The 26,290-nt window shown below is 42.9% G+C and carries 21 protein-coding genes; 13 read left to right on the forward strand and 8 right to left on the reverse strand.

What is annotated here, in order from left to right:
- Positions 1-11 precede the first annotated feature (11 nt).
- Positions 12-1,097, forward strand: a complete 1,086-nt coding sequence (locus GTO83_RS08555) for an NAD(P)-dependent alcohol dehydrogenase (RefSeq protein WP_180870423.1) — start codon at positions 12-14, stop codon at positions 1,095-1,097.
- Between the two features lie 673 nt (positions 1,098-1,770).
- Positions 1,771-2,910, forward strand: coding sequence for a 5-methyltetrahydropteroyltriglutamate--homocysteine S-methyltransferase (locus tag GTO83_RS08560; RefSeq protein WP_180870425.1), 1,140 nt, complete (start codon positions 1,771-1,773; stop codon positions 2,908-2,910).
- Positions 2,911-3,471: 561 nt separating this feature from the next.
- Here the strand turns inward: GTO83_RS08560 and tkt are convergent.
- From tkt to GTO83_RS08580, 4 genes are read right to left on the reverse strand one after another with little or no spacing between them, the layout of a single operon-like run.
- On the reverse strand, positions 3,472-5,436 hold the full coding sequence (gene tkt / locus GTO83_RS08565; protein ID WP_180870426.1) for a transketolase: 1,965 nt from the start codon (positions 5,434-5,436) through the stop codon (positions 3,472-3,474).
- A 33-nt stretch (positions 5,437-5,469) separates the two neighbouring features.
- Entirely contained in the window at positions 5,470-6,834 is a 1,365-nt protein-coding gene (locus GTO83_RS08570) for a PTS ascorbate transporter subunit IIC (protein ID WP_180870428.1), read from the reverse strand.
- Between the two features lie 57 nt (positions 6,835-6,891).
- The gene (locus GTO83_RS08575) at positions 6,892-7,188 is read right to left on the reverse strand and encodes a PTS sugar transporter subunit IIB (RefSeq protein ID WP_180870430.1); all 297 of its coding nucleotides are present in this window, start codon (positions 7,186-7,188) and stop codon (positions 6,892-6,894) included.
- A 3-nt stretch (positions 7,189-7,191) separates the two neighbouring features.
- Positions 7,192-7,641, reverse strand: coding sequence for a PTS sugar transporter subunit IIA (locus GTO83_RS08580; RefSeq protein WP_180870432.1), 450 nt, complete (start codon positions 7,639-7,641; stop codon positions 7,192-7,194).
- 138 nt (positions 7,642-7,779) lie between these two features.
- On the opposite strand from GTO83_RS08580, the gene GTO83_RS08585 reads away from it, so the two are divergent.
- Together GTO83_RS08585 and GTO83_RS08590 are read left to right on the forward strand one after the other, a co-directional pair.
- Positions 7,780-9,855 (forward strand): BglG family transcription antiterminator, encoded by a 2,076-nt coding sequence (locus tag GTO83_RS08585; RefSeq protein WP_180870434.1) that lies wholly within the window; start codon positions 7,780-7,782, stop codon positions 9,853-9,855.
- A gap of 172 nt (positions 9,856-10,027) precedes the next feature.
- Positions 10,028-11,272: an NADH-dependent oxidoreductase gene (locus GTO83_RS08590; protein ID WP_180870435.1), complete on the forward strand. Its 1,245-nt coding sequence runs from the start codon at positions 10,028-10,030 to the stop codon at positions 11,270-11,272.
- A gap of 569 nt (positions 11,273-11,841) precedes the next feature.
- On the opposite strand, the gene GTO83_RS08595 is transcribed toward GTO83_RS08590, so the two are convergent.
- The 4 genes from GTO83_RS08595 to GTO83_RS08610 all read right to left on the reverse strand — a co-directional run bounded on the left by GTO83_RS08595 (position 11,842) and on the right by GTO83_RS08610 (position 16,693).
- Positions 11,842-12,108, reverse strand: a complete 267-nt coding sequence (locus GTO83_RS08595) for a helix-turn-helix domain-containing protein (RefSeq protein WP_180870437.1) — start codon at positions 12,106-12,108, stop codon at positions 11,842-11,844.
- Between the two features lie 5 nt (positions 12,109-12,113).
- Positions 12,114-15,113: a DEAD/DEAH box helicase gene (locus tag GTO83_RS08600; protein WP_255463118.1), complete on the reverse strand. Its 3,000-nt coding sequence runs from the start codon at positions 15,111-15,113 to the stop codon at positions 12,114-12,116.
- Positions 15,110-15,526, reverse strand: a complete 417-nt coding sequence (locus GTO83_RS08605; RefSeq protein ID WP_180870438.1) for a (deoxy)nucleoside triphosphate pyrophosphohydrolase — start codon at positions 15,524-15,526, stop codon at positions 15,110-15,112. The genes GTO83_RS08600 and GTO83_RS08605 overlap by 4 nt, the downstream gene beginning before the upstream one ends.
- A gap of 222 nt (positions 15,527-15,748) precedes the next feature.
- Positions 15,749-16,693: a LysR family transcriptional regulator gene (locus GTO83_RS08610; protein ID WP_180870440.1), complete on the reverse strand. Its 945-nt coding sequence runs from the start codon at positions 16,691-16,693 to the stop codon at positions 15,749-15,751.
- Positions 16,694-16,809: 116 nt separating this feature from the next.
- On the opposite strand from GTO83_RS08610, the gene GTO83_RS08615 reads away from it, so the two are divergent.
- The 9 genes from GTO83_RS08615 (at position 16,810) to GTO83_RS08655 (ending at position 26,171) form a co-directional block, all read left to right on the forward strand.
- Positions 16,810-17,961, forward strand: coding sequence for a cobalamin-independent methionine synthase II family protein (locus tag GTO83_RS08615; protein ID WP_180870441.1), 1,152 nt, complete (start codon positions 16,810-16,812; stop codon positions 17,959-17,961).
- A gap of 379 nt (positions 17,962-18,340) precedes the next feature.
- Positions 18,341-19,549: an MFS transporter gene (locus GTO83_RS08620; RefSeq protein WP_180870443.1), complete on the forward strand. Its 1,209-nt coding sequence runs from the start codon at positions 18,341-18,343 to the stop codon at positions 19,547-19,549.
- 12 nt (positions 19,550-19,561) lie between these two features.
- A complete protein-coding gene (locus GTO83_RS08625) occupies positions 19,562-19,816 on the forward strand; it encodes a chorismate mutase (RefSeq protein ID WP_180870445.1) in 255 nt (84 codons plus the stop codon).
- A 12-nt stretch (positions 19,817-19,828) separates the two neighbouring features.
- Positions 19,829-20,995 (forward strand): chorismate synthase, encoded by a 1,167-nt coding sequence (gene aroC, locus GTO83_RS08630; protein WP_180870447.1) that lies wholly within the window; start codon positions 19,829-19,831, stop codon positions 20,993-20,995.
- Complete coding sequence (locus tag GTO83_RS08635; RefSeq protein ID WP_180870449.1) at positions 20,992-21,531, forward strand: hypothetical protein; 540 nt, start codon at positions 20,992-20,994, stop codon at positions 21,529-21,531. Before aroC ends, GTO83_RS08635 begins: the two co-directional genes overlap by 4 nt.
- Positions 21,528-22,823, forward strand: a complete 1,296-nt coding sequence (gene aroA, locus GTO83_RS08640) for a 3-phosphoshikimate 1-carboxyvinyltransferase (protein ID WP_180870451.1) — start codon at positions 21,528-21,530, stop codon at positions 22,821-22,823. The genes GTO83_RS08635 and aroA overlap by 4 nt, the downstream gene beginning before the upstream one ends.
- A gap of 2 nt (positions 22,824-22,825) precedes the next feature.
- Positions 22,826-23,908 carry a prephenate dehydrogenase gene (locus tag GTO83_RS08645; protein WP_180870453.1) on the forward strand — a complete coding sequence of 361 codons (1,083 nt, stop codon included), beginning with the start codon at positions 22,826-22,828 and terminating at the stop codon, positions 23,906-23,908.
- Position 23,909: 1 nt separating this feature from the next.
- Positions 23,910-24,410: a shikimate kinase gene (locus GTO83_RS08650; protein WP_180870455.1), complete on the forward strand. Its 501-nt coding sequence runs from the start codon at positions 23,910-23,912 to the stop codon at positions 24,408-24,410.
- A 393-nt stretch (positions 24,411-24,803) separates the two neighbouring features.
- Positions 24,804-26,171 carry an NAD-dependent succinate-semialdehyde dehydrogenase gene (locus GTO83_RS08655; RefSeq protein ID WP_180870456.1) on the forward strand — a complete coding sequence of 456 codons (1,368 nt, stop codon included), beginning with the start codon at positions 24,804-24,806 and terminating at the stop codon, positions 26,169-26,171.
- The last annotated feature ends 119 nt before the right edge of the window (positions 26,172-26,290 follow it).

Raw genomic sequence — 26,290 nt, forward strand, 5'->3', positions numbered from 1 at the left:
AGGAATAACAAATGAAAATTACTGCCGCTGTGGCTCAAGCCGCTCATGAAGACTTTAAGTTGGAAGAAGTTGAATTAGACAGTCCTAAAGCAAACGAAGTCCTAATCAAGATTGCCGCAACCGGGGTTTGTCATACTGATATCGCTGGTCAAGATGGCCTAACAACACCCTTTAATGCCGTCTTTGGTCACGAAGGGGCTGGAATTGTAGAAGCGGTTGGCTCCAATGTTACTTCCGTAAAACCCGGTGACCATGTAATCCTATCTTTTAGTTACTGTGGTAAATGTCGGAACTGTAAAGCTGGTCACCCCGGAATGTGTGAAAAGTTCAACGAATTAAACTTTGCGGGCTCAAATTTCGACGGTACTCATCGAATGCATGATAAACACGGTGACCTGAACATTTACTTCGGGCAATCGTCATTTGCTACCTACGCTGTTGCCGATGAACACAACGTGGTTAGGGTTCCTAATAACATTAATTTAGATATCTTAGGGCCACTAGGATGTGGTATTCAAACTGGAGCTGGAACAGTCCTCAATTACATTAAGCCGACCGTAGACGATACAATTGCAATCTTCGGGATGGGACCAGTTGGCTTGTCAGCCGTTTTAGGAGCTAAAATCGCTGGCGCAAAACGTATTATTGCTTTTGACCGTAAAGAACATAAATTGGCGCTTGCTAAAGAGTTCGGAGCAACCGATGTTTATAATAGTTTAGAAGTCGATCCAGAAGAAATTATTAATCAAATTCTTCCTGGCGGCGTTAACTATAGTCTTGATACAACTGGTGTTTCTGCTGTTGCTGAAACCTGTGTCCACATCTTGTGCCCGGCTGGAGAAGCGGTCCTCGTAGGGATTGGTGGCGATATTACACTCAACATGATGAGCGATATTGTTGCTGAGTCTAAAAAGATTACTGGTTTAGTCGAGGGCGATGCTATTCCACAAAAATTTATTCCTGAGATGATCAAGTACTATCAAGAAGGTCGCTTTGCCTTTGACAAGATGATCAAAGTTTATCAATTTAGTGAACTTAATCAAGCAATTGCAGATTTTAAGGCTGGTAAAGTATTAAAGCCAGTTGTAAAAATGTAGTTGATCCCCAATGCCCCAAAAGCAAATAATGCGGCACAGAGCTGGAAGTCATTGTTACCTTATCACCGCCCAACCATTTTGCTCACACTATTAAGATAACAAACGTTAGCAAATGCACGTGAACAAAGCCTTCCAAAATTATAAATAAAATCAAACCATGGCCTCTCCATGGCCTTTCAAATTCATCGCCAAACCCCTAAACAAACTCACCTGAATCCCCATAGTCTAAGGGATCATTTCCCCAATTAATATTGATCGCGAAAGTCAGTGGCGTAGCAACCCCAATTATTTTTGGGACTTAAATTAAAATTTGATGTTGACAAAATTAAGATATAGCCATAGTATGATGGCAATTAAATTAATTTAACCACCGCAATGACGGGATGAGTAGTTGGGCTACCCTTTTCCAGAGAACTGCGTTAGGTGAGAAGCAGGATTGGGAAAAACAATGAAGATGGTCTCTGAGCGGTTAAAGTTGTGAGCAATCTGCAAGCAACTTGCGATTTGGTACCCGTTACCGTACCAAAGTATTCTGCAGAGTACTTATTGAGGATTTAGCCGCGAGACTAGATCGAATTAGGGTGGCAACACGTAATTAAGCTAATCAACGTCCCTAGAATCAACATTTTTTGCTGGTTCTAGGGATTTTTTATTTGAGAAGGGAGTTAATCTTATGACTGAATTTACTAACCGGACAACTTCACCATTTCGTTATGATATTGTCGGCAGCTTTCTGCGGCCCGCTGAACTTAAGGCTGCGCGGGAAAAATTTGCCCAGGGTAAAATCTCACAGGCAGAATTAACTGCCGTCGAAGACCAAGCTATTATTAAGCTAATCAAGGAAGAAGAGGCAGCGGGACTTAAAGCCGTTACTGATGGAGAATTTCGTCGGAGTTGGTGGCACTTAGATTTCTTCTGGGGCTTCCAAGGCGTTGAAAAAGCCACCCTTGCTCATGGCTATCACTTTGCCGATGAGGAAACGCGGCCCGAAACCGTTAAGATCACGGGTCCCTTGACTGGTGATCATCATCCCTTCGTAGAACACTTTAAGTTTGTTCGTGACTATGTTTCTAAAGGCACCCAAGTCAAACAAACGATTCCTGCCCCCGCTCAATTTTTAGAAGAATTCTTGCGACCCGAAAATCAAGCAAACGTTAAGCAATTCTACGTAAATCTTGCAGACTTCGATAGTGCTGTTGTGAAGGCTTACCGCCAAGTAATCCAAGACTTATACGATGCTGGATGTCGCACCCTCCAATTGGATGATTGTACCTGGGGGATTTCGGTCAACGCCTTTGCTAATTTAAAAAAGAAAGATCCAAAAGCTGATGTTAGTGAACTCCAAGCCCTCCAAGAACGCTTTTTGAAAGTCAACAACGCAACCCTTGCCAACTGGCCAGCCGACTTAACCATTAATACCCACGTTTGCCGCGGAAATTACCATTCAACCTGGGCGGCCGCTGGTGGTTATGGACCAGTTGCTGATACCCTGCTCGCTCAAGAAAATGTTACTGCTTTTTATCTTGAATATGATTCAAAACGGGCCGGTGGCTTTGAACCGCTCACTAAGGTTCCTAATGATAAGTACGTTGTTTTAGGTTTGGTAACTTCCAAGACCGGCAAACTTGAAGATAAGGAAACGATTATTAACCGGATCCATGAAGCCGCTAAGTTCCATCCCCTTGACAAGTTATGTTTAAGTCCTCAATGTGGCTTTGCTTCAACCGAAGAAGGAAATATCTTAACTTCCGACCAACAGTGGGCCAAGCTTAAGTTAATCCAAGAAATCGCCCAGGAAGTTTGGGGAAAATAAGGACAGAGAGGTTGGGAAAAAAGCTCCTTGACGGCCTAGTTGGGATAAGAAGGACGAAGGTTGATTCATAGAATCGACCTTTCGTTCGCACTTATCCACTAAGGCCGTGATTTGGAGCGAACCAGCCAACTGGTTTGGCGTTTGTGAGCCCATGCAAGGCTGAATCGATTGGTGCGACCGCCAGGGAAGCAACTGCCATTCGGCTACTGCTTTGACCTTAGTTACTGAGTAACATTCGGAGATGACAAAGAGGGTGGGAAGAAGCACAAGTTTCTTCCCACCCTCTTGTATTCCCTGGGAAATAAAATTTTTTGGTTCATTTAGAGGAGTGATTTCCCAATTTTAAAAGAACTTTCTAACTTATTTGTCCGGAAGTTAGAGATTTCAATACAATATGCTATTATGGAGGGGAGCGTTTATTTGTTTTCCAGGCAAAGTTAACGCTATTAATCCATTTACTTGTATTACTCGCAATAATACTAGTAAACCGTGACAGTCACGTATTAACGTGGCTGTTTTTTGTATAACTGTGTATAACATCATTTTCCCCTCAAATTGTGGTTACATCATTTTTTTGAACTGATCCGCTATCTTCTCTGGTGTAAAACCAAATCGTTCAATAACTTCAGGGCCTTTTCCGCTAAGGCCGAATTTATCGATTCCCATAACTCGTCCATCTAAGCCAACATATTGATACCAACTTAGGCTAGCTCCCATCTCAATTGCTAATCGCTTGGTTACGTTGGCTGGTAAGACTGCTTCTTTGTAATCATCACTTTGATCATTAAACAAATTCATCACTGGTACTGATACAACTCTAACATCAATTCCTTCAGTTAATAGTAACTCTCTGGCTTTGATTGCTAGTGACACTTCAGAACCGGCAGCTAATAAAATCCCATCCGGCGTTTCCTTATCAGAATCAACAATCACATAGGCACCTTTTTCAATTGGTGCGTCAATTGTTTCCGCTAATACCGGTAATTTTTGCCGGGAGGTTACTAAGAAACTAGGTCGGTTCGTTGTTTGGCCGATTAACTTCCAGGCTTGAACTGTTTCATTAGCATCTGCTGGTCGAATTACATTCAAATTTGGCATTGCACGAAAACTTGTTAACTGCTCAATCGGCTCGTGGGTTGGACCATCTTCACCAACGGCAATCGAGTCATGCGAACCGATAAAAATTGAAGGCAAATTCATAATCGCAGCTAGTCGGACTGCCGCCCGCATATAATCTGAGAAGACAAAGAAAGTACTTCCGAATGCACGACTACCGCCATGTAAGTTAATCCCGTTAACTGCAGTCGCCATCCCAAATTCACGAACCCCAAAGTAAACATTTTTTCCTTTTGGAGTTTCTGAAGTGAAGTTCCCACCATCGCTCAAATACGTCTTATTTGACGAAGCTAAGTCAGCTGCTCCACCCCAGAATTGCGGATTCGCTTTCGCTAACTGATTCATTACTGTCTGACTAGCCACACGTGTTGCTACTTGGTCTCCTACCTTGTATTCATTATGCAGACTTTCAACGTTCAGCTCTTGACTAGTTAACCGCACTGCTTCCTGAGGATATTCTGCTGAATAATCCGCAAACATCTTTGACCAATTATCGTAATTTACCCGTTTATTTACGACTGCTTGATCAAAGGTTTCGAAAATCTCATCATCAAATTCGAAGGGCGCTAACTTCCAATCAAAGAAATCACGCATTTTAGCAAGATTTTCTTCCCCTAAAGCTGATCCGTGTACCGCATTCGTTCCCTGTTGCGGTGTTCCGTATCCAATCGTGGTCTTAATTTCAATCAAAGAAGGTCGATCAGTCTTTTGTGCTTTTTGAATGGCTAACGTAATCGCATCAATATTCGTATTTCCATCTACCACTAATGAGTAATCCCAACCAGCAGCTTCTACCCGAGACTTTACATTCTCATCTGTACTTAAACTCAATGGTCCGTCTAGAGATACATCATTGGAATCGTAGAGGACAATCAGTTTATTTAATTTCTTATCTCCGGCAATATTAAGAGCTTCTTCACTGAGGCCCTCCATTAGATCGCCGTCCCCGATAATAGAATACGTATAGTGATCAATCACATTAAAACCTGGCCGATTATAAAGAGCACTTAAATGCTTCTCTGCCATCGCCATTCCAACAGCAGTTGCTAGCCCTTGTGACAATGGACCAGTGGTTGCATCAACCCCAGCAGTATGGCCAACTTCTGGATGTCCGGGTAGTTTGGAATCTAATTGACGGAAACTTTTGAGGTCATCCACTGTTAACCCAAATTTGTTGAAGTACAACAAACTATATAGCAAAGAAGAACCATGTCCAGCCGAAAGCACGAACCGATCTCGATTAATCCAATTAGCAAAATTAGGATTAAAATTCATGACCTTTTCCCAAAGTGCAAACGCCATTGGAGCTGCCCCAATAGCCACTCCAGGGTGCCCACTATTGGCTTTTTGAATCATATCTGCACTTAAAATTCGCAGTGCATTAACTGCCCTAATTTCATGTCTCTCCATTTTTACCTCCATTAGGCTAATTTTCTAACTTTTTTATTTAGCTTCAGCTTTAGTAGCTGGTTGCTTCATCATTGCACTTACTAAAATTACGATAACTACAAATGCAAGAATACCAACTGTAATTGCCACGTTACCAAAGCTACCTAACTTCCCAAGTAAAATTCCTGGAATTAAGTAGTCAGTATCAGCGAACGTTGATGCGGCTAACTTTAAACTTCCTAACATTGGTAAGATATAAAGTGGTAACCAGGAAATCAGCAAACTATTAACAGTTGCCCCTAAGATTGCACCACGACGTCCACCTTTTGAATTACCATAAATTGCAGCCGCAGCTCCACAGAAGAAATGGCCAACAACTCCAGGAATAATAACGGTAGTATGCATGGCAATCATTACGAACATTGATAAAGTACCAACGATAAATGATACAAAGAAACCAAGCAAAACAGCGTTTGGTGCGTATGGGAAGATAATTGGTACGTCCAAGGCTGGCTTTGAATTTGGAACCAGCTTCTTAGAAATCCCTTGGAAGGCGGGTACAATTTCAGCCAGAATCATCCGTACCCCTTGCAGAACAACTGCGAATCCGGCAGCAAATGTACCTGCTTGAACAATTACATATACCAAGAAGTTTGTTCCGGCACTTAACTTAGTTTCAACAAAATGAGGACCAGATGCAATTGCTAAACAGATGTAAACAATTGCCATTACTAAAGTAATTGATACTGTTGAGTCACGTAAAAAACCTAATGCTTTAGGGAATTGGATATCTTCCGTACTGTGTTTCTTATTACCGAAAATTTTACCAATCCAACCAGCAATGGCATATCCAATATTCCCAGTATGCCCCATTGCGACGGCATCACCATGGGTAATCTCACGCATAAATGGTTGACAAAGAGCAGGCGTAACAGTCAAGAGAGTCCCTTCGAAAAGTCCACCAAGAATAATGGTTTTCCAACCAGTTCCCAATCCTGCACTAACTAAGATTACGGCAGTTAAACAGGAAACGTATAACATTGCTTGCCCCGTCAAGAAGATGTACTTAAATTTAGTAAAACGGGCAAGGGCGATGTTGACAACCATCCCCACAAACATAATCAACGCAGTAATTGACCCATATTTAACAAGTGCAATTGCCACCACAGCTTCATTACTTGGGACTACCCCTTGAACATGAAGAGCAAATTTAAACATTTTTGCAAATGGTACCAATGCATTTTGTAAGATCGTTGCTCCACCAGTGAGGATCAAAAACCCAGCAAAAGTTTTAACCCCACCTTGAACAACGTCGGTAGCTTTTTTCTTTTGTAGAATTAGCCCTAAAACAGCTAAGAGTCCAACCAACAAAGAAGGCTGTTGAACTAAACTAACGAAAAAATTTATAATTGCTTGCATACTTATACTCCTAACTGCCAAAGACATTCAGGAAGAATGATCAAGGCAAATATTTTATTAATCGTGAGCAATTCCTTCACGATCCAAAACAGCATTAACTTTCTCTTTTAGTTCATCGGCATCCACTAAACTTTCCAAAATAACCAATCTATCTTGCGGAAGACTTCCTGCAGAAGTCTTTAAGGTTGGATCTAAGAAAAAGTAATCTGCTTGGTCAGCAGTTGCACTACCAATATCAGAGTGTTCTACGGAAATCTCTGTAGCTACATTTTCTTCTTGCAGAAGATTTTGAATGTTCATTTGCACCATAAATGAACTACCTAAACCTGATTGACAAAGCGCTAAAAACCTCATAATTTATCCCTCCTGTACGTTTAAGACATCCAAAATATCATCTACCGTTTCAGCTTCTAACAACTGTTTAAGATTTTCCTTATTCATTAACAGTTGCGAAAGTTCCTGAATAACAGATAGATGACTTGTGCTATCAACAGCAGCTAAAACAAACCATAATTTAACAGGATGTTCTGCAGAAACTAGGTTGATTGGTTGATTTGTTTTCATCAAAGACAATCCTACCTTAGTAACACTGCCCTGGGGCCTAGAATGTGCTAGTGCAATTTCTGGACCAATGTTAATGTAAGGACCTTTATCAGTTACAACTTGAATCATACTTTCAACATAGTCCATACCAATCGTTCCATTTTTAACTAGTGGATTGGCAGCCTTTCTGATTGCTTCTTTCCAATCTAGTCCTTTCCCATCAATTACCTGAATCATCTGTGAATTCAATAATTCTAATGCCAAATTTTCACCTCATTTCTAATTAACTTATGATTATGGTTAAATCATATCGATTTGCATTTTTTATCACAAGTGCAAACCAGACACTTGCTAAAGTGCAAAAATTTAACTAAGATATATAAATCAAAAGAGGTGTAAATTATGCTTCAGATAAAAAATAAACATGGCTACCAACTATTAGAACTACTAATGCAAAATCCCCACGGTGTTTCTTTATCAACCCTAAGGAACACTCTTAATGTATCGCGGCGAACTATTTTTTATACCCTCAATGCCATTAATGATGCCCTTGCTAAAGAAGAACTTGATGGGATTATCAATATTCGCAACCTTGGCTATCTACTTCCTAATGACACGCTTATTGCGCTAAAAAAATTACAGAGTGCATCACTCAAGTTCACTACCTTTAACGAATTGTTACTTCATGGAAGATTTTCAAAGCAACTTAGCAAAAATGATCGTTACACTTTAATTAAGTGGCTTCTAATCAGTCGCCCCGCAACTTCAATTAATAAATGTAATCAATTCTTTAATGTCAGTCGAAACACTACAATTAATGACTTAAAGATAGTCTCAGAAACTCTTCCACATGATTTACATTTAGTAAATACATCAATTGGAAAGAAAATCATTGGTCCTGAAGTTGTTAAACGACGGTGGGTATTTACTAACCTCATGGAAATTTTTAATTTAATAGACGCTTATCTCACTTTTAAAACAGACCTTAAAATTGAAAAGCAACTAAAACTCTTAGAAAAAATAACTGGAAATACTTTAGTTAATGATGCTTTTCGATCAATGACACTCTATATTAAATGGTTACTTGAAAGAATTATTAACTATCCAGATTTTCAACTTCAAAATTCTACAAACGGAGATACTAGTCTTGCGTTTACCTGGGCTAATAGTTTCTTAAGTGATGAAAAGGTAACATCCCGTAGTGAAGCGACCTTCCTAGCTGAAATTATCAATACTCAGGCTTTTCAACATATTAATTGGAATAATCCCCTCATTAAACAGTTAAAGCCAATCACGCAAAAGATGATTCAACGGTTTAACCAAGTTTCGGGAACAGAGCTTCCTATAGGTGATAGTAAACTATCTCATGATTTGCTAATTCATATGGTTTCTACTTATTATCGAGCAAAATACGATATTAAATACCACAACCCGTTACTAAATCAAATTAAGAAAAATTACCGTGAATCATTTGAAATCACTCGGACTGCCGTCCAACCCTTTATCGATTTTACGCAACGTCCACTTTCAGATGATGAGCTAGCCCTCATTACGGTTTATTTTAGTGGAGCTATCCAAAATTTAAATCTCCCCATCGACAGTGATGACGGTGTGATGGTAATTTGTTCAAGCGGAATTGGTACTTCTCAACTATTAATTACCCAGTTACGACGACGCTATCCATCGGTTAACTTCCTAGGTCCATTCAACAGTTTCCAATATGAAAATGCCTCGATAAATAATGTCCGCTTAATTATTAGTACGGTTAAATTGACTAATCGTATCGAAACCGCTCGCCCCTTAATCACAATGCCCGTAATGCCGACCAGAACAGATTGGCAACGAGTTGACGGGTGGTTAGTTAAGGTCGGCTTGATTTCTGAACAAGCTATTTCATCACATCCTTCAATTACGGTAGATGCAGTAATTGATGTTATTTCTAATTACGTTCGGATTGTCGACTATCCAGGTTTAGAAAAAGCGCTCAAAGGCTATTTCTACCAAATGTCACCCCAATCTGAAAAGATTACTCCAACTATTTTTGACAATAGTTTTGCAACCTATATTGAACAAGAAGTTGAATGGAAGAATGCAACTTGGTTAGCAATGAATCCACTAATTAATAATTCGTCAATTGAACCTAGCTATGTATCAAAAATTATCCAATTAACTGAAGAGCATGGGGACTATATGGCAATTGGGAAAGGAATATTTCTGGCCCATGCAGCCCCAAACGCTGGTGTTAATAAGCTTGGCTTTACCTATACCCTCTTCAGACATCCTTTCTATATTGGAAATTCGCATAAACAAATTAAGTTAATTATCGGTCTAGCTCCAATCGATCAAAAAAAGCACCTTAAAGTATTAGGCGCTCTCATGCATCATATTCAAAATGATAGTTGGATGAATCAGTTAAATCATATTCATTCTCAAGCTGAATTAGAAACTGCATTGATTCATAGTCATTTAATAAATTAAGTTTCCATTTCCTTACGACAAAATTCTTACTACCATCTCCACAAGGTAGCAAAAGCTTTAAAATAATTACTTACTTTTAGGTAAGCTACTAACAAAAAAGTGCCTAATTGTGTAAGCGATCACAAATGCATATCATATATTTGTAAGCATTTTATAAAAGGAGATTACAAATATGGCAAACTATGATGAACCCCTAACTTTCCGTCACGGAGCAACCGTTAAAAATCGTTTTGTTCAACCGCCAATGCTAACAAGTAATGGTAAAGATGGCTATGCAACACAGGAAACGATTGATTACTACAATGCTCATTCTAAGTCAGGCGGTATGATAATCACTGAATATATGTATGTTAGTGAAAATGGTGGCCCCGCACTAACTTGGAAACGAGGAAGAGAACAACTAGCAGTTTATGATGATAAGTTCATTCCCCAGTTAACAAAAGTTGCAACAGCGATTAAACACTCTGGTAATAAAGCTATTATGCAGATTGCCCATACTGGACGTGAGGCTAATTATCGTGCTATCCAGGGTAAACCGGTTTATGCGCCAAGTGCTCTTGACCTATCATTTCTTCCATACAAAATTCATGAGTTAAGTGATGAACAAATTAAGGACATTATTTCTGATTTTGGTAAGGCAACCAAACGTTCAATTGATGCAGGCTTTGACGGTGTGGAAATACACGGTGCTAATCATTATTTAATTCAACAATTTGTTTCTGCATTTTCTAATCGTCGAGATGATCACTGGGGTGGATCATTAGAAAAACGTTTTAACTTTCCATTAGCCGTTGTAGAATCAGTTATGAATACCGTTAAAAAGTATGCTCCTAAAGATTTTATCGTCGGTTACCGGATTAGTCCGGAAGAAATTCATGGTACAAACATTGGTTATACCTGGCACGAATCAACAAAGTTAATTGATGCTATCACGAAGCAATTTGAGCTTGACTATATCCATTTATCAATGCCTCATTACGATGCTAAGCCTGGAGATGCAATGTTACTAGATAGAGATATAGCTGACAGTAAGTATAAGGATTCAAATAAACCATTTGCTACACTATTTAAGCCTTACCTAAATGGCGCAAAGGAAATTATCGTCGGTGGTATTAATAGTAAAGCAAAAGCAGAATCTGCCATTGCTTTAGCTGATCTTATTGCTGTTGGTCGTGAAAATATTATTGATCCGCTTTTTGCTGAGAAACTAATGCATAACGATGAGAAAGATATTGTTACTGAATTAAGTATCGAGCAAGTTAACAAAAACCATATGACCCAGGGACTAATTGACAACTATTCATCAGAAAATACCGGAATTTCTATTCCTGGTGAGGAAAATATTCGTTCTCTGCATAACGGTTTTGGTGGTTGGTCTGAAATTCACTATCCTAAGAATTCTGAAACTAAAGAATAATTAAATGAAAAGCTAAGGGCGGGAAGAAAATCAAGTTTCTTCCCGCCCTCTTGCATCTCCAAATATTATTAAGAATTACGGTCAAGGCAATACAAATTAGCACAATCCTGTTTGTTCTTGTGTGAGCTCACAAACACCAACAACCATTCTAACGAACCAACCTTTCTGCTTCCAAGCCGTCGAGAAACTTCTACTACTAACATCAATTCAAAATATGCATCGCATTAATTATTAATCCTCTGTTTGAAGTTCAATTCTTTCGGGGGATTTTCCATTTCCTATGCAAAAGCTAAAAATCAACATTTCGAACAAAACGTGGTTATCTAGTAAAGTTGCTCCTAAGGACAAAAAAGCTCTCGACATGTCAACTTCACTACTAATGTTAGTCTGTTTCTCATCCGCTTTATTTTTTTGATTTAAAATTCTTAATGCTTCCTTGAGGAACCATTGTTATTCCTAACATATTCTGAGTTCCATACTTATACTTAACATCAGAAATGGTTCCTGAATTAATAAGTTGCTCACTAAATTCTGACATTTCTATTAATATATTTTTCATTCTTTTTCCATTAGCAGTTAATGAGTAAATTGTTTTTCGGCGGTACTGTTGGGTAACTAGTTCGTTTAACCATTTTGTCGTTAATTAGTTGATTTAATTGTTCTGCTAAGACCTTTTCTGATGCAGTCACTCCGTAAAGTTTTTTAAAATAGGTTCTGAGTTCACCAAAACGTTTCGGTTCTAAGTCCAGAGAGCAAATAATTGAAGGCTTCCATTTACCACTGACTGCATGAATTAAATAATTACATGCAAGAAAGTATTCTCGTTCCATTGCCATTATTATTAATTCCCCTTAGTAAATAATTCGTACAGGTTGTGTTCAACCGGATGAGCCAAAGTAAAATTCATCGAAACAATCGGCTTCCCAGCAATTTCTTCTTGCCGCGCCGATCCTGGGTTATACTTCATCGTTCCCAGGTAATAAAAAGTCTTGTTATCGTCTGCCCCAGATTTTTGAACAAAGAGTTGTAATTCATAATTACCCGACTGAAACTTTTTGATCTCACTACTATCCAAGCGACGATTGTTTTTGGAATAATAATGTAAGTGTTGATCATCTAACAGGCGGTCCTCATAATCAATCGACTTTTGGATATTCTCCGCTTTGTCATAGGTCATGAAGATTAACCCTTCCCGATCGGTAAAGTAATAGCCACCAATGTTTAATGGGGTGAGATTTTGCTTATAGCCAGTCAGTCGTAAAGTATCCTTCCGAGTATACTTCTCTCCTAACTTGAAGGGAGTCGCACCCAAGTAGCGCTTTGATCGGAGAATACCGGTCGTGACCCCATCACGCCAAAGTTTGGCAAACCATTCATTCGTTTTTAACGCTTTTTGCAAGTGAACATTTAAGGTATAGGTATCACTTTCTTCATCCCAGTTAATCAAGGATTCACCACCATACCCCGCACGATTTGGGGCGGCCTTTTCACTGAAGAACTGGAGACTCAACACTTGCCGCATTGACCAGAGTGACCAGTCTTTGAGATAAGCACCGCGGGCCTTTAGAAGACTAAGAAGTTCCTTGCCAGTTACCGTTTGCTGATCCAAAAGAAGTTCTAACAAGGTCAATTCATAGAGTCGTTTTCCGTTCAGCAGTTCAGCAGCTAAGAAAGTTAACCATTTATCTTCTTGATCAGTAACTACGACATCTTCTTTCATCTTTTGCAAGAAGCGAGCATAATTTTTTTGCTTATTAGCTAAAATTTCCGGATCTACTGAATCGAATCGATAAAAATCTTCTAAGCGTGGAATCCGCCCCACCCGTTGCTTAATGTTTTGGTAGATTCCCTTCAAGCGTTGCATTTCATCTAATTTAACTTGGCGTAAGGATTCATAGATTTTCTCCTTAGCCACTTCGTCAAAGGCAATCGTGGAAAGGCCGATCGTCGGTTCCGTGTTGATTGTTCCTCGTGCATTATCCTTAGAAGCAGAATTATCTCCCGTCAAAGCAATTGGAATCAGGTAATTATTTTGATAGTTCCCGATAAAGTCGATAATTTCCACGTAATCTTTATTTGATGCTTTTCGCAACCCCCGCCCTAACTGCTGAGTATAGATAATGCTGGAATTGGTATTTCGCAAGAAAACGACCTGATTAACGCAGGGAATGTCGATCCCTTCGTTAAAAATATCAACTGTCACGATGTAGTCAATCTTACCAGCTTCCAATTCCGCTACCACCGCTTCCCGGATTGTTTGCGAGTCTTCGCCAGTCAAAGCTTTAGCCGGATGACCTTGCTGCGTAAATTTAGCGGCAATTTCTTTGGCTTCTTGCCGGTTTGAACAGAAAACCAGCCCATGTAAAACATCCCCCGAATAACCGTAGTAATCCGTGGCTTGCAGAATATACTTAACCCGCTCTTGACTACTTAAAAGGCTTAACGCTCGTTGTTCAAGGTCATTCGTTGATTTATTCTTCGCTAAAGCCGCATTATATTGATTGATTAATTCATTATCGGCATCGTTTTTGAACTCAAAATCATGGACCCCTACATAGTGGAAAGGACACAGCATTTTTTCCAGCAAGGCATCTTGCAGGCGAATTTCATAAGCAATTTGATAATGAAAGAGTTCAAAGACGTTAAAGTCATCATTCCGCTCTGGCGTTGCCGTCATCCCCAAGAAGAACTGCGGCTTAAAGTAATTCAAAATCCGCTGGTAGGTACTAGCCCCCACGTGGTGGACCTCATCAATTAAAATGTAATCAAATTGATCCGGCTTAAACTGCTTTAAATTAGCTTCCTTAGCTAAGGTTTGGTTAGTGGCAAAGACGTATTTGGCATCCGTTTCATGGTGATTTCCGGTAAACAAACCAAAGTCTTGATCCGGACCACCAAGAATCCGTTGAAAACTTTGGCGAGATTTATTCAAAATCTGTTCCCGGTGAGCAATAAAAAGCATCCGCTTGGGGCGGTAATTCTGAACGTCAAAAGCAGCTAAGTAAGTTTTCCCCGTCCCGGTTGCTGAAACCACTAATCCCCGATCAGCCCCATGGTTCCGCAGATTTTGAATCTGTCCTAAGGCATCCCGCTGCATTTGATTGGGCTTAATCGTTTGCTCCCCTGGCCGATCAACAATCACATGGCCCGAATGGATCTGCTTTAAAGCAGGCTTTGCTTCTGCGTATTTACTGGCGTACAGCTCAATCCATTCTTCTGTCAATGCCTGCGCTGCTCGCCATTCCGTTTCCACATTTTCACTGACTTGGTGAACAATCTCTCCATTATCCAAGGATGAAATTTGCAAGCTCCACTCATAATTTTGGTTCTTCATTAGGGCTTTTTCCGTTAAGTTAGCACTCCCAATAATGATCGTTTGGTAGTCCTCTTTTTCATAAATGTAGCCTTTTTGATGGAACCCATCTACATCAGCAAGACGAACTTCTAGATTCGGAATTTTTAACAGTTCGTGGAAAACTTTGGGACTGTTAAAACAAAGATAAGTTGAAGTTAATAGTCGCCCCTGCACTCCATGATTGGCTAACCGTAAGAAGATTGGCTTGAGATTTGATAACATCGCATCCGTGATAAAAGCAACGGCAAACGTAAAACTTTGGCATTCTTCCAATTCGGTTTTGATTTGATCGTAAATCTGATTACCAAATTGATTGGTCAAAAGCCGTGGTGCGTACTTAGCTGCTGCCGGAAATTGATCACTATTAACGTAACCATTTAAAACTGCCCCGGCAACTTCGCGGGCCATGCCGGTTTCTTTTTGGATCGCTGACGCCAGGCTACTTAACTGCCCATAGTCAAAATCCTGGTGTTGATTAGTACTCAAAACGAAATCTCCTTTAAGTTGGCTTGACTAACTAACTTTGCAATTGGGGCATCGGCACCAGCCCAAGTTAATTCACCTAGTTTTGCTTGATCACACCACCGCAATTCACTGTGAGCTACTAAATCAAAGTGGTGACTTTCAAGATGGGCATAAAAGACCGTTAGATGGACTGTCCCAAAGTCATATTCGTAAACTGAAGTTGGACCAACAGCTGGACCGACCGTAATCTGGTCGTTAAATTCTTCGCGTAACTCCCGGGTCAACGCTTGCTCTGGGGTTTCGCCTGGTTCAATTTTGCCACCCGGAAATTCCCAAAGCGTCCCTAAAATTCGGTCATCTGCTCGCTTGGAAGCTAAGACTTGATATTTCTCATTTAAAATCGTTGCGCCAACAACGTAAATTTGCTTACTCATAAATTTCCTCCCATTTTTTGTTAAGTATAGCAGCCCCCACCCGAAAAATGTAGGTGCTTTCATTACCGAACTATCAACCATTAGCTACAAAATCAAACCGAAATCTTCAAAACATCCCAAATGACACCTAACAGATCTAAAAATCTGCGCAATTTGTGTTAATCTTGCGCAGATTTTTAGATCTATCTGGTCTTGTTTTTACAATTAATTACATTCTAGCTTTTACCTAGTTGTTTCATCTGCCTCACCAATAATTGAAAAGCCAAAGTTTTTAATATGTTGCTTTAAGAGGTTGATATAATCCCGACCAATCGGTGATAGCTCAATTTGTTTACGTTTTAGGTAACCTAATTCCATATAATCATCCACTTCAAGGGGAATCGCCACGATCTTATCATCATTCAGATCAGCCGAAATAATCCCTGAACTGATTGTGTAGCCGTTTAAACCGGCCATTAAGTTAAAGATGGTGGCCCGATCTGAAATTTGAATCCACTTTTTATGCTTGAGCGTTGATTGGATTTCTTCACTGAAGTAAAAGGAATTCGTTTCCCCCTGTTCATACGAAAGGTAAGGGTAGTCTTCCAAATCACTAATCGTTAGTGAGGCTTTTTTAGTCAGTGGATTATCCCGACTAACAAAGACGTGGGGCTTAGCGTAAAAAAGCGGTATAAATTCGAGATTTCGTTCACTGATCAAACGGTGCATTACCGTTGCATTAAAAGGATTTAGGTAGATTATCCCCACCTCACTCCTTAAATTTTGGATATCATTAAGGACGTTTTCAGTTTGGGTCTCCCGCAGGGTAAAATTATATTCTTCTTTACCAATCTTCTTTACTAATTCCACAAAAGCATGGACTACAAAGGCATAATGTTGCCCAGAAACGGAAAAAATTTGCTTATGGGTCGTTTTCGTCCCAAAACGTTCGTCTAACAAGGAAACTTGGTCTAAAACTCCCCGGGCATAATTGAGGAATTCCCGTCCCGCATCAGTTAGCGTAATTCCTACCTTAGACCGGTACAATAATTGCACCTGGTACTCCTTTTCCAACTCCTTCATTGCTTGAGAAAGTGATGGTTGGCTGATATACAGCTGTTTGGCCGCTTCGTTCATCGAGCCAGTTGCGGCAATCTTTTCAAAGTATTGTAATTGTTGAATTCGCACGCGGATTCCCCCTTCTTATAAGTAATGCCTATTATACCATCAAGTTAATAAGTATTATCTAAAATCAACTAGCCTTGTTATACTAATGTCAACTTAAAGCACGAGGAGGAAAAAACATGGCAACTAATCGATTTCAACTGGTAGGATCACTACTGCGGACCCCTGAATTATTGAAGTACAAACGCGCCATCGAAAAACGGGATGACATTACCTATCCATTTTATGATGACTTTCCTGGTTATCAAGCAACTGAAACGGCTGCGATTAAACAAGTCGTTAAGGATCAACTTGATCACGGCATTTCGGTCATTACCGATGGCGAATACTCCAAGTCAATGTGGCACCTTGATTTTATCTGGGGCCTTCAGGGAGTGGAACGCTACATTGCTGACCACGGATACACCTTTGAAGATCATGATGGATCCGCCTATGAAACCCGTAAAGACATCGGTGTCCGCATCACCGCTCCCCTTTCAGGTAAGGGGCACCATTTTATTGATATCTTCAAAGAACTTAAAGCACTCGCCCCTAACCAAACGATTAAAACAACCGTTTGGGGTGCCGCCCACGCTTATACCGAATTATCCATCTTTGATCATCTCTATGGAGACGACCAAGTCTATCAGACAGCAGCCGACCTTCGCGATGGCTTAATTAACGCTTATAAGGAATTTTTAACTGAATATAAAGCTGCCGGGGGCGAAATCATTCAATTTGACGACTGCCTTTGGGAACTCTTTGCTTCCGATAATCAACAATCCTTCTTTAAGGGGGATGACAACAAGGTTGCCGGCCTTGCCGATGAGTTCATTACGATTAACAATGCGGTTGCCGACTATGGCCACCAACTTGGTCTAAAAGTATGGACCCATAATTGTCGGGGCAACTACGCCTCCCGTCACGCTGCCGGCGGCTCCTATACGACCATCGCCAAGAAATTTCTCGGTGAACAACACTACGATCGTTTCTTCTTGGAGTGGGATGATGAACGGGCCGGGGATCTGGCGGCCCTCAAAGTCCTTCAAAATCGACCAGAAGTAGAAGTGGTCCTTGGTCTACTTTCAAGTAAACAAGCTGAACTTGATGATGAAGATCGGGTTCGTCGTCTTCTTAATCGGGCAGCCACTATTCTGGATAAGAATCGGCTCTATCTCTCTCATCAGTGTGGATTTGCCTCTTGTGACGAAGGCAATGAACTAACGATTGACCAACAGTGGGCTAAAATCGATCAAGGTGAACGCCTCGCCGAGGAATTCTGGCAATCATAATTACTTCCCGCGTCCAATTTTCCAGCTTCTCTTTTTTAATCTTCTTCTTGACATCACCAAATGAGAATGTTTTAATATAACCAACAAATTTCGAAGGGAGTTTTAAGAATGTTACTTAATCTAACGATGACGAGTTTCTATTTTGGCTTTGCTTATTTTAAGTAATCGTCCGGCCATTTCGGTACGGACGCGGGCGTTCGTACCGAAGCAAAGTCATCTTTTAACGACTTCTGCTAGGTACTAATCTAGCAGGGTCAAGTTAGTGAGTAGCATTTACTCCAATCAATATTAACTTGAAAACCAACTAGATTGCGTCCCCCAAAGCATGCTAGTTGGTTTTTTTCGTTTCCCTCGTGATAATTAATTTAGGAGGTCCATAATGGAAATTGCCCCAGGGAGTCAAACGACTGTGAATATCAATAAATGGCGTTTATCACTTACTCTTTACTTAAATTACTTAATTCACGGGTTTGGGATTATCATCCTTGCCCAAAACATGACCGCCCTCGGAAATAGTTGGAACGTGCCATTGAAGACCGTCTCCTTCGTGATTTCCGGGATTGGGGTTGGTCGTTTAATTGCTTACCTAATCACTGGGAGTTTAGCCGACCTTTTAAGTCGGAAACTCTTCGTCGTCATCGGGATGTTGTGTTACCTAGTCTTTGCCGTTGGGATGGTGATGAGCCCTTCCATCCCCGTCGCTTACGGTCTCGCCATCCTTGCCGGCATCGCCAACTCAGCGCTCGATGCCGGAACCTACACGACTTTAGTTGAAATCAACCATGGGAGAGGTGATGGCACAATTTTACTGAAGGGGTTCATGTCCCTCGGGGAATTTATCCTCCCCATCTTAGTTGCGACCCTAGCAAATCACGAATGGTGGTTTGGCTGGTCCTTCATTGTGATGGCTACCATCATCGTTTTAAATTTCATCAACGTCTTAACCGTTCGTTTTCCTAACCACGCCGAACTAAAGCAACTTAACCAAGCCGTTAGTCAAACTAGTCACGGTCCACGAGGATTTAAAAAAGTTGTCGCTACAATCTTATTACTCGGTTACGGCTACACCTCAATGGCCTTGATGATCTGGTTTACCCAATGGATCACCCTCTTTGCCCAGCAACAACTTCACTTCGGCGAAACGGCGGCTCACTTTATCTTATCCCTCTACAGTATCGGTTCCATCACCGGAGTGATTATTCTCTTTATTCTCTTAAACCGTGCCGTTAGCGAACTAAAGCTTTTGATCACTTTGAACTTAACGGCCGTGGTTGCGTTAGCGATTTTGGTTTTTGCCGGCCGGATCGTTTGGTTAGCTAACCTGGCTAGTCTTATCTTTGGGTTTGCGGCGGCTGGCGGGGCCATGCAAACCGGATTAACGGTCTTCATGAAGCTTTTCCCCAGTCACCACGGAATGATCACTGGCGCCTTTTACTTCTTCGGCAGTATTGCTTCCTTTACGGTTCCACTAATTACCGGGCTCTTATCTGCCCAAAGTATTGCCCTCGCCTTCTCAGGTGACTTAATCGTTGGCCTGGTTGGTACGGTAATCGTGATTGGCTTGGCCGGTTTGCACCAGACAAAGTAAGGAGGGATTAAGATGGCTGATTTAAACCAACTCCGCCACGAAATTGACACCATTAACCAGCAATTAGAACAGTTGTTAATTCAACGCTTTAACCTAGTGACTGAGGTGGGCAATCTCAAACAAACTACCCAGTTACCGGTTTGCGATCCGCAACGGGAAGCCGAAATCCTTGCTCAAGTTGGGAAGGCAGATCCATCATTAAAAGAACCCTTGCAACAAGTTTTTAAAACGATTATGGCCCAATCACGGGCCTTAGAACGACAATAATGGGAGGAAGTCATGACATTTACTTATCTTACTGCCGGCGAATCACACGGCCCTCAACTCACGGGAATTATCGAAGGGATTCCGGCCGGCTTAACCCTTGACGTCGACCAAATTAACGCCGCCTTAGCTGATCGCCAACGGGGCTACGGCCGGGGTAACCGCCAAAAGATCGAACATGACCAAGTCGAAATCCTCGGTGGGGTCCGTCACGGGGTAACCTTGGGTTCACCGATTACCTTAGTCATCCACAACCGCGACCACGCCCATTGGAGTGCGATCATGGACCCAACAGCTCCCGCTACGCCGGAAAACACGACCCGGAAAGTGACCCGGCCCCGCCCAGGTCACGCTGACTTAGTCGGGGGCCTCAAGTACCGCCATAACGATATGCGCAACGTCTTGGAACGGTCCTCAGCCCGCGAAACTGCCATGCGGGTCGCCATTGGCAACGTCTGTGAACAACTCTTAGCCGCTCTGGACATTCAAATCGTTGGTTACGTCCGCCAGATTGGCCCCGTGCCAGCAGAGCAACCCCTAAAAAGCGTCGCAGAAATCAAGGCGGTCACCGCCGCCAATGACCTGCGGATTACTGATCCCGACAAGGTCGATACCATTCACCAGTTAATTGATGATACCCGGGGGGCCGGTGACACTCTGGGTGGTTTGATCAAGGTGATCGCGGAAAATGTCCCCGTTGGTTTAGGTTCTTACGTTAGCTGGGACACTAAATTAGATGCCAAAATTGCCGGCGCCGTGATGGGGATTAACGCCATGAAGGGGGTTGCCATCGGGGATGGTTTTGAAGCTGCTACCCGCCCCGGGAGTCAAGTCATGGATCCGATTGCCTTTGATCAAAAAACTGGCTACCACCGGCTTTCCGACCACCTCGGTGGCTTTGAAGGGGGGATGACTAATGGGATGCCATTAGTCGTGAATGCGGCGATGAAGCCGATTCCGACCCTCTATAAGGCCCTGCAAACCGTTGACGTCCAAACGAAGGAAGTCATGAAAGCCAACGTCGAACGGTCTGACACCACGGCAATTGTTCCGGCCGCTTTAGTCGTTGAAAACGTGGTGGCAATTGAACTTGCCAAGGCCATCCTGGAGGCTTTTGAAGGCGACAACCTCGCCCGCTTACAAGACCAAGTCAAAGCTTGGCGCATGGAAATGAACCAATGATCTTGCATACTCTTGGCCCAGCGGCAACTGACAGTGCTCACGCCGCGGCGGCGTATTTAAACACCCATCCCCAATTTACGGTCCAACTCCACCCTAGCTTTACGGCGATTTATGATCAACTCAATCACTTGGCCGGTGATTATCTCTTAATTCCGGCGGCCTATCAAAGCCCGACTGGCCTCAGTTGGGGGCAACTTCATTATCGAAGCTTAAACCAACTCCAGTTAGTTGACGGCTTTGTTTTTGAACTGGCACCGATGGCAGTCGCCCACTATCAAGGCCGGACGACAAAACTGGCCTATAGCCATCCGGCAACGGCTGATTTATTAAGACAATTATTGCCCCCGGAGATTCAAATTAAAGCCTGTTCCAGCAAGGTTGTAGCGGCTAACCAATTTTTACTGAACGGCGAATACGTCTTAACTAGTCAGAACCTTTTACCAGCTGACCCGGAAATTACCATTTTGAAAGCAATTCACACCCCGATGCTTTGGAGTGTGTACCAAATTTTACCAACGAAAGGACACAGCCAATGACCCAACTTTTACCTGCCCCGACCGGTCTTGCCGGGACCCTCGCCATCCCAGGTGACAAAAGTATTTCCCACCGGGCGGTTATGCTCGGCGCCATTAGTCAGGGCGCGACCCAGATCCACCACTTTTTAGCCGGTGAAGACTGCCTCCGGACGCTCCAAGCCTTCCGGAAGCTGGGAGTACAGATCGAACAAGCTCAAGATGAAGTCTTAATCCATGGACAAGGCTGGGCTGGGCTCCACGCCACTAATCATCCCCTGCAAATGGGAAACTCGGGAACGACTACCCGCTTGATGATGGGACTCTTAGCAGGACGGCCCTTTGCAAGTCAAATGATTGGGGATGCTTCCCTACAAAAACGGCCAATGAAACGGGTAACCGAACCTTTGAAGGCTTTTGGCGGTCAAGTCCGATTAAGTCCAGCGGGGACCTTACCCGCCACAATCACTGGTCAGATCCTCCACCCCGCTACGGTTGAATTACAAGTAGCTTCCGCTCAGGTTAAGAGCGCCTTAATCCTCGCCGCTCTCCAAGCCGATGGGCCATCTACGATCATCGAAAAACTTCCAACCCGGAACCACACCGAGTTAATGTTACGCCAATTTGGCGCTGACATAACTACAGCAAGTGACCAGCGGACAATTACCGTTCATCCCGCACCCCACTTACAGGGACAAACCGTTACGGTGCCAGGGGATATTTCCTCAGCGGCCTTCTTCTTAGTCGCGGGAGCAATCGTTCCCCATTCCCAAATCACCCTTACCGGAGTCAACCTCAACCCAACGCGGACCGGGATCTTGAACGTTCTCCAGCAGATGGGGGCTCAGCTTACCGTTACTGAATACCCTAGTGCTAGCGAACCAATTGGCGACTTAACCATTCAAAGTAGTTCCTTAAAGCCAATTAACTTGGGACCCGTTGATATTCCGGCTGTCATCGATGAGCTTCCCCTGGTCGCGCTTTTGGCGGCCTGCGCGCAGGGCACCAGTAAGATTACTGGAGCTAGTGAACTCCGGGTCAAAGAAACCGACCGGATTGCGACCGTGAGTGCTGAACTTCGAAAACTTGGCGTTCAAGTTACCGAACTTCCCGATGGAATGATCATTACCGGGCGTCCTCACTGGACAATCAAAAACACCCAGCTCGATAGTCACGGTGACCACCGGATCGGGATGATGCTGGCGATTGCGGCCCTCAAAGCCGACCGGCCTCTAGCGTTAGGACACGCGGACGCGGTGGCAGTTTCCTATCCGGAATTCTTTACTGATCTAGCAAGGTTTAGAAAGAAGGCTTAAGCATGATAACTGTCTTTTTCAAAGGCCTAGGTTTAATTGGCAGTTCCTTGGCCCAAGCAATCCGGTTAGCCCATCCAAAGATGGAGATTTTGGCCAGTGATCCACAAGCCGGGACAACCGCCTATGCCTTAGATCACGGGATTATCGACCAAGCCACGATCGGTTTTGACCAGGTAGAACGAGCTGATTTTATTGTTTTAGCCAGTCCCGTTAGTCAAATCGAAGCTGACTTAAAAACCCTTGCCAAGTTAAACTTGAAACCCGGGGTGATTATCACCGACGTCGGTAGTACCAAGTCAACCGTGATTAAGGCGGCCCAACCATTATTAGCTCAGGGGGTTGCCTTTGTCGGCGGCCACCCAATGGCTGGTTCCCATAAAAGTGGTGTCCAAGCGGGCCGACCCGACCTATTTGAAAATGCGTTTTACTTTCAGGTCCCAAACGGCCATCTAAAAGCAACTAAACAAATCCAGGACCTCTTTAGTGCCACCCATGTTAAGTGGTTAACGGTCACGCCCCAAGAGCATGACCAAATTGTAAGCCAGATTAGCCACCTCCCCCATATCATTGCGGCAGCCTTAGTTAACCAAACTAATCAGCGGTTTAAGACCCAACCCTTAGGGATGCGGCTTGCGGCCGGGGGCTTTAAGTCAGTGACCCGGATTGCGGCGGCAGATCCGACCATGTGGACAGCGATCTTACAGGCAAACGGATCCATCATCCGCCAACAACTTACCGGTTTTATCGACCAGTTACACCAGATTGATCAAGCAATTGGAGCTGGAGATCAAACCGCCATCCACCAATTCTTCAATCAAGCTAAGGTTAGTCGAGAAAAACTCAATCAACCAGCTCGGGCGCCTTTCTACGATCTCTTTTTAAACTTATCGGATGAGGTTGGCGCAATCGCTAAGGTCACTCATCTTTTGGCCAACCACCACTTGTCCTTAATTAACATCCAACTTTTAGAAGTCCGGGATGAAATTGACGGCATTCTTCAATTGACCTTTCGGACCGCAGCTGAAGTCAAAACAGCCGCCACCGTTTTAGCACCACACTACGAAATTATTGATCGGGGGGATTAGGATGAAACTAATTTTAATCGGCTTTATGGGAAGCGGTAAATCCACCGTTGGTAAGCTCCTCGGACAACGTCATGGTCTCCCGGTAATTGATCTCGACCAAGCCATCGAAGAAGCGGCGGGCCAAACGATCCCCGCAATCTTTGCGACTCACGGTGAAACCTACTTCCGAAAGCTAGAGCACCAAGTCTTAGCGACCGTAATTGATCAACCAGGAATCTTGGCAACTGGTGGCGGAACGCCATTACGTGCTGATAATCAGGCACTCTTACAAAACTCCGCTGTCCCGATTATCCACCTGCGAGCTAACGCTAAGGAAACCCTCTCCCGGCTTGGCAACACCCAAAACCGACCGCTTGCCAAGGGGCTTGATCAAGCTGGAATTGAAGCCCTAAAAAAGCAACGCCACCAGGCCTACCAAGCCTGCGCTAATTACACAATCGATACCAACCTTCTTTCACCAATGGAAGTTGCTTTAGCAATTGAAGCGCGGGTCCCATTTTAAGCAAACAGCCAAACTGAGCTATCAATTTAAATAGCTAAATTAACCGGAGCAAATTCGTTTTCTGAATTTAGCTTCGGCTTTTTTTGTATCTTGCAGGACTGTTCAAAAGCCTTGCTATTATTTTTTTATTTTCACAAACTTCAGCGGTGAAAATAACAGGGTTTTTAATTGTTCTCAATCAATTTTGGTTACATGATTTACTCAACTTTGTGCGTTAATTATTGTGAAATAACGGTCAGAATCAACTTTTTTCACAACCAATCACAACAATACCAATTAACAACTATTGTGTATTTAATCTTTAATTACCAAAGCACTTGTGAAATTTAAAAAAGCGGTTACAATATAGCCATAGTCAATAATCAACCAATTTCGAAAGGTAGGAATGCACAAATGGCATACAAAACTGTAAACCCATATACCAATGAAGTTGAACACGAATATGAAAACACGACCAACGAAGAAATTGAACAAACCTTAGTCAAAGCCCACGCCCTTTACAAGTTATGGCGGCAAGACAACGACTTAGAAGCCCGGAAAGCCGTGATCATTCGCTTGGGGGAATTACTTCGGGAACGCCGGACGGAACTCGCTGAACTAATGGTCCGCGACATGGGAAAGTTAATTGGTGAAGCTGAAGCCGAAGTTGACCTTTGCGCTTCCTTTTGTGACTACTACGTTGACAAAGCCAACGAGTTCTTACAACCCAAGCCAATCTACACGGCGTCTGGGAATGCTTATGTTTTGAAGCAATCCCTCGGGGCATTGATGGCGGTCGAACCATGGAACTTCCCATTCTACCAAATCGCCCGGGTCTTTATTCCAAACTTCTTAGTTGGAAATCCAATGCTCTTAAAGGATGCTGCCAACTGTCCAACTTCTGCTCAAGCCTTCTGTGACTTGGTTGCTGAAGCAGGGGCACCAGCAGGTAGCTTGACCAACCTCTTCATTTCCTACGACCAAGTTGCCGACATCATCGCGGATCCGCGCATCGCCGGCGTTTGCTTAACTGGTTCTGAACGAGGTGGCAAAGCCGTTGCTACCGAAGCCGCAAAGCACCTCAAGAAGAGTACGATGGAGCTTGGTGGGAACGATGCCTTTATTGTTCTGAACGACGCTGATCTGGACAAGTTGCAGGCAACGATTCAATTTGCACGGCTCTTTAACGCCGGTCAAGTATGTACTTCTTCCAAGCGGTTCCTCGTTCCAGAAGACATGAAAGATCAATTTATTGCCATGGTTAAGGAAGTCTTCTCAAACGTTAAGATGGGTGATCCACTGGATCGTTCCACAACCTTAGCTCCGCTTTCTTCCAAGAAGGCCAAGGAAAAGCTTGAAAAGCAAGTTGCTGACGCCATTGCCGGTGGGGCAACCTTAGCTTACCAACACGAACCAGTTGACTTACCAGGTCAATTCTTCCCACCGACTATTTTGACTGACATTGACGAAAACAACCCCATTTTCGATCAAGAACTCTTCGGTCCAGTAGCAGAAGTCTACACTTACAAGACCGAAGACGAAGCCATTGCGTTAGCTAATAACTCTAGCTATGGCCTTGGAAACACCGTCTTTGGTGAAGTAAAGCACGCCCGTGAAGTGGCTGCCAAGATTGAAACAGGAATGTCCTGGATCAACGATGGTTGGGCATCCTTACCTGAAATTCCATTTGGTGGGGTTAAGCACTCCGGTTACGGCCGTGAATTGAGTGAAATCGGCTTTACCGAATTTGTTAACCAACACCTCGTTTACGAAGCGCAATAAAGAAATTATCCCCTGCATTACACCCATACAGATACTCACACTCAAATTACCCAATAACCCCTTTCCTCTTGACCCAGCATTCCCCTTTAGTGCTGGGTCTTTTGATTGAAAAAGCTGCG

Source organism: Lactobacillus sp. 3B(2020) (genome assembly GCF_013487845.1).
GTDB classification, from domain to species: domain Bacteria; phylum Bacillota; class Bacilli; order Lactobacillales; family Lactobacillaceae; genus Limosilactobacillus; species Limosilactobacillus alvi.

Excerpts from the sequence above, each read along its gene's own strand:
- GTO83_RS08645 (WP_180870453.1), top strand. The coding sequence starts at position 22,826 with ATGATAACTGTCTTTTTCAAAGGCCTAGGTTTAATTGGCAGTTCCTTG.
- GTO83_RS08620 (WP_180870443.1), top strand. The coding sequence starts at position 18,341 with ATGGAAATTGCCCCAGGGAGTCAAACGACTGTGAATATCAATAAATGG.
- GTO83_RS08590 (WP_180870435.1), top strand. The coding sequence starts at position 10,028 with ATGGCAAACTATGATGAACCCCTAACTTTCCGTCACGGAGCAACCGTT.
- GTO83_RS08615 (WP_180870441.1), top strand. The coding sequence starts at position 16,810 with ATGGCAACTAATCGATTTCAACTGGTAGGATCACTACTGCGGACCCCT.
- GTO83_RS08625 (WP_180870445.1), top strand. The coding sequence starts at position 19,562 with ATGGCTGATTTAAACCAACTCCGCCACGAAATTGACACCATTAACCAG.
- GTO83_RS08560 (WP_180870425.1), top strand. The coding sequence starts at position 1,771 with ATGACTGAATTTACTAACCGGACAACTTCACCATTTCGTTATGATATT.
- aroC (WP_180870447.1), top strand. The coding sequence starts at position 19,829 with ATGACATTTACTTATCTTACTGCCGGCGAATCACACGGCCCTCAACTC.
- GTO83_RS08575 (WP_180870430.1), bottom strand. The coding sequence starts at position 7,188 with ATGAGGTTTTTAGCGCTTTGTCAATCAGGTTTAGGTAGTTCATTTATG.
- GTO83_RS08635 (WP_180870449.1), top strand. The coding sequence starts at position 20,992 with ATGATCTTGCATACTCTTGGCCCAGCGGCAACTGACAGTGCTCACGCC.
- GTO83_RS08555 (WP_180870423.1), top strand. The coding sequence starts at position 12 with ATGAAAATTACTGCCGCTGTGGCTCAAGCCGCTCATGAAGACTTTAAG.
- GTO83_RS08605 (WP_180870438.1), bottom strand. The coding sequence starts at position 15,526 with ATGAGTAAGCAAATTTACGTTGTTGGCGCAACGATTTTAAATGAGAAA.
- GTO83_RS08655 (WP_180870456.1), top strand. The coding sequence starts at position 24,804 with ATGGCATACAAAACTGTAAACCCATATACCAATGAAGTTGAACACGAA.
- aroA (WP_180870451.1), top strand. The coding sequence starts at position 21,528 with ATGACCCAACTTTTACCTGCCCCGACCGGTCTTGCCGGGACCCTCGCC.
- tkt (WP_180870426.1), bottom strand. The coding sequence starts at position 5,436 with ATGGAGAGACATGAAATTAGGGCAGTTAATGCACTGCGAATTTTAAGT.
- GTO83_RS08650 (WP_180870455.1), top strand. The coding sequence starts at position 23,910 with ATGAAACTAATTTTAATCGGCTTTATGGGAAGCGGTAAATCCACCGTT.
- GTO83_RS08570 (WP_180870428.1), bottom strand. The coding sequence starts at position 6,834 with ATGCAAGCAATTATAAATTTTTTCGTTAGTTTAGTTCAACAGCCTTCT.
- GTO83_RS08585 (WP_180870434.1), top strand. The coding sequence starts at position 7,780 with ATGCTTCAGATAAAAAATAAACATGGCTACCAACTATTAGAACTACTA.
- GTO83_RS08595 (WP_180870437.1), bottom strand. The coding sequence starts at position 12,108 with ATGGCAATGGAACGAGAATACTTTCTTGCATGTAATTATTTAATTCAT.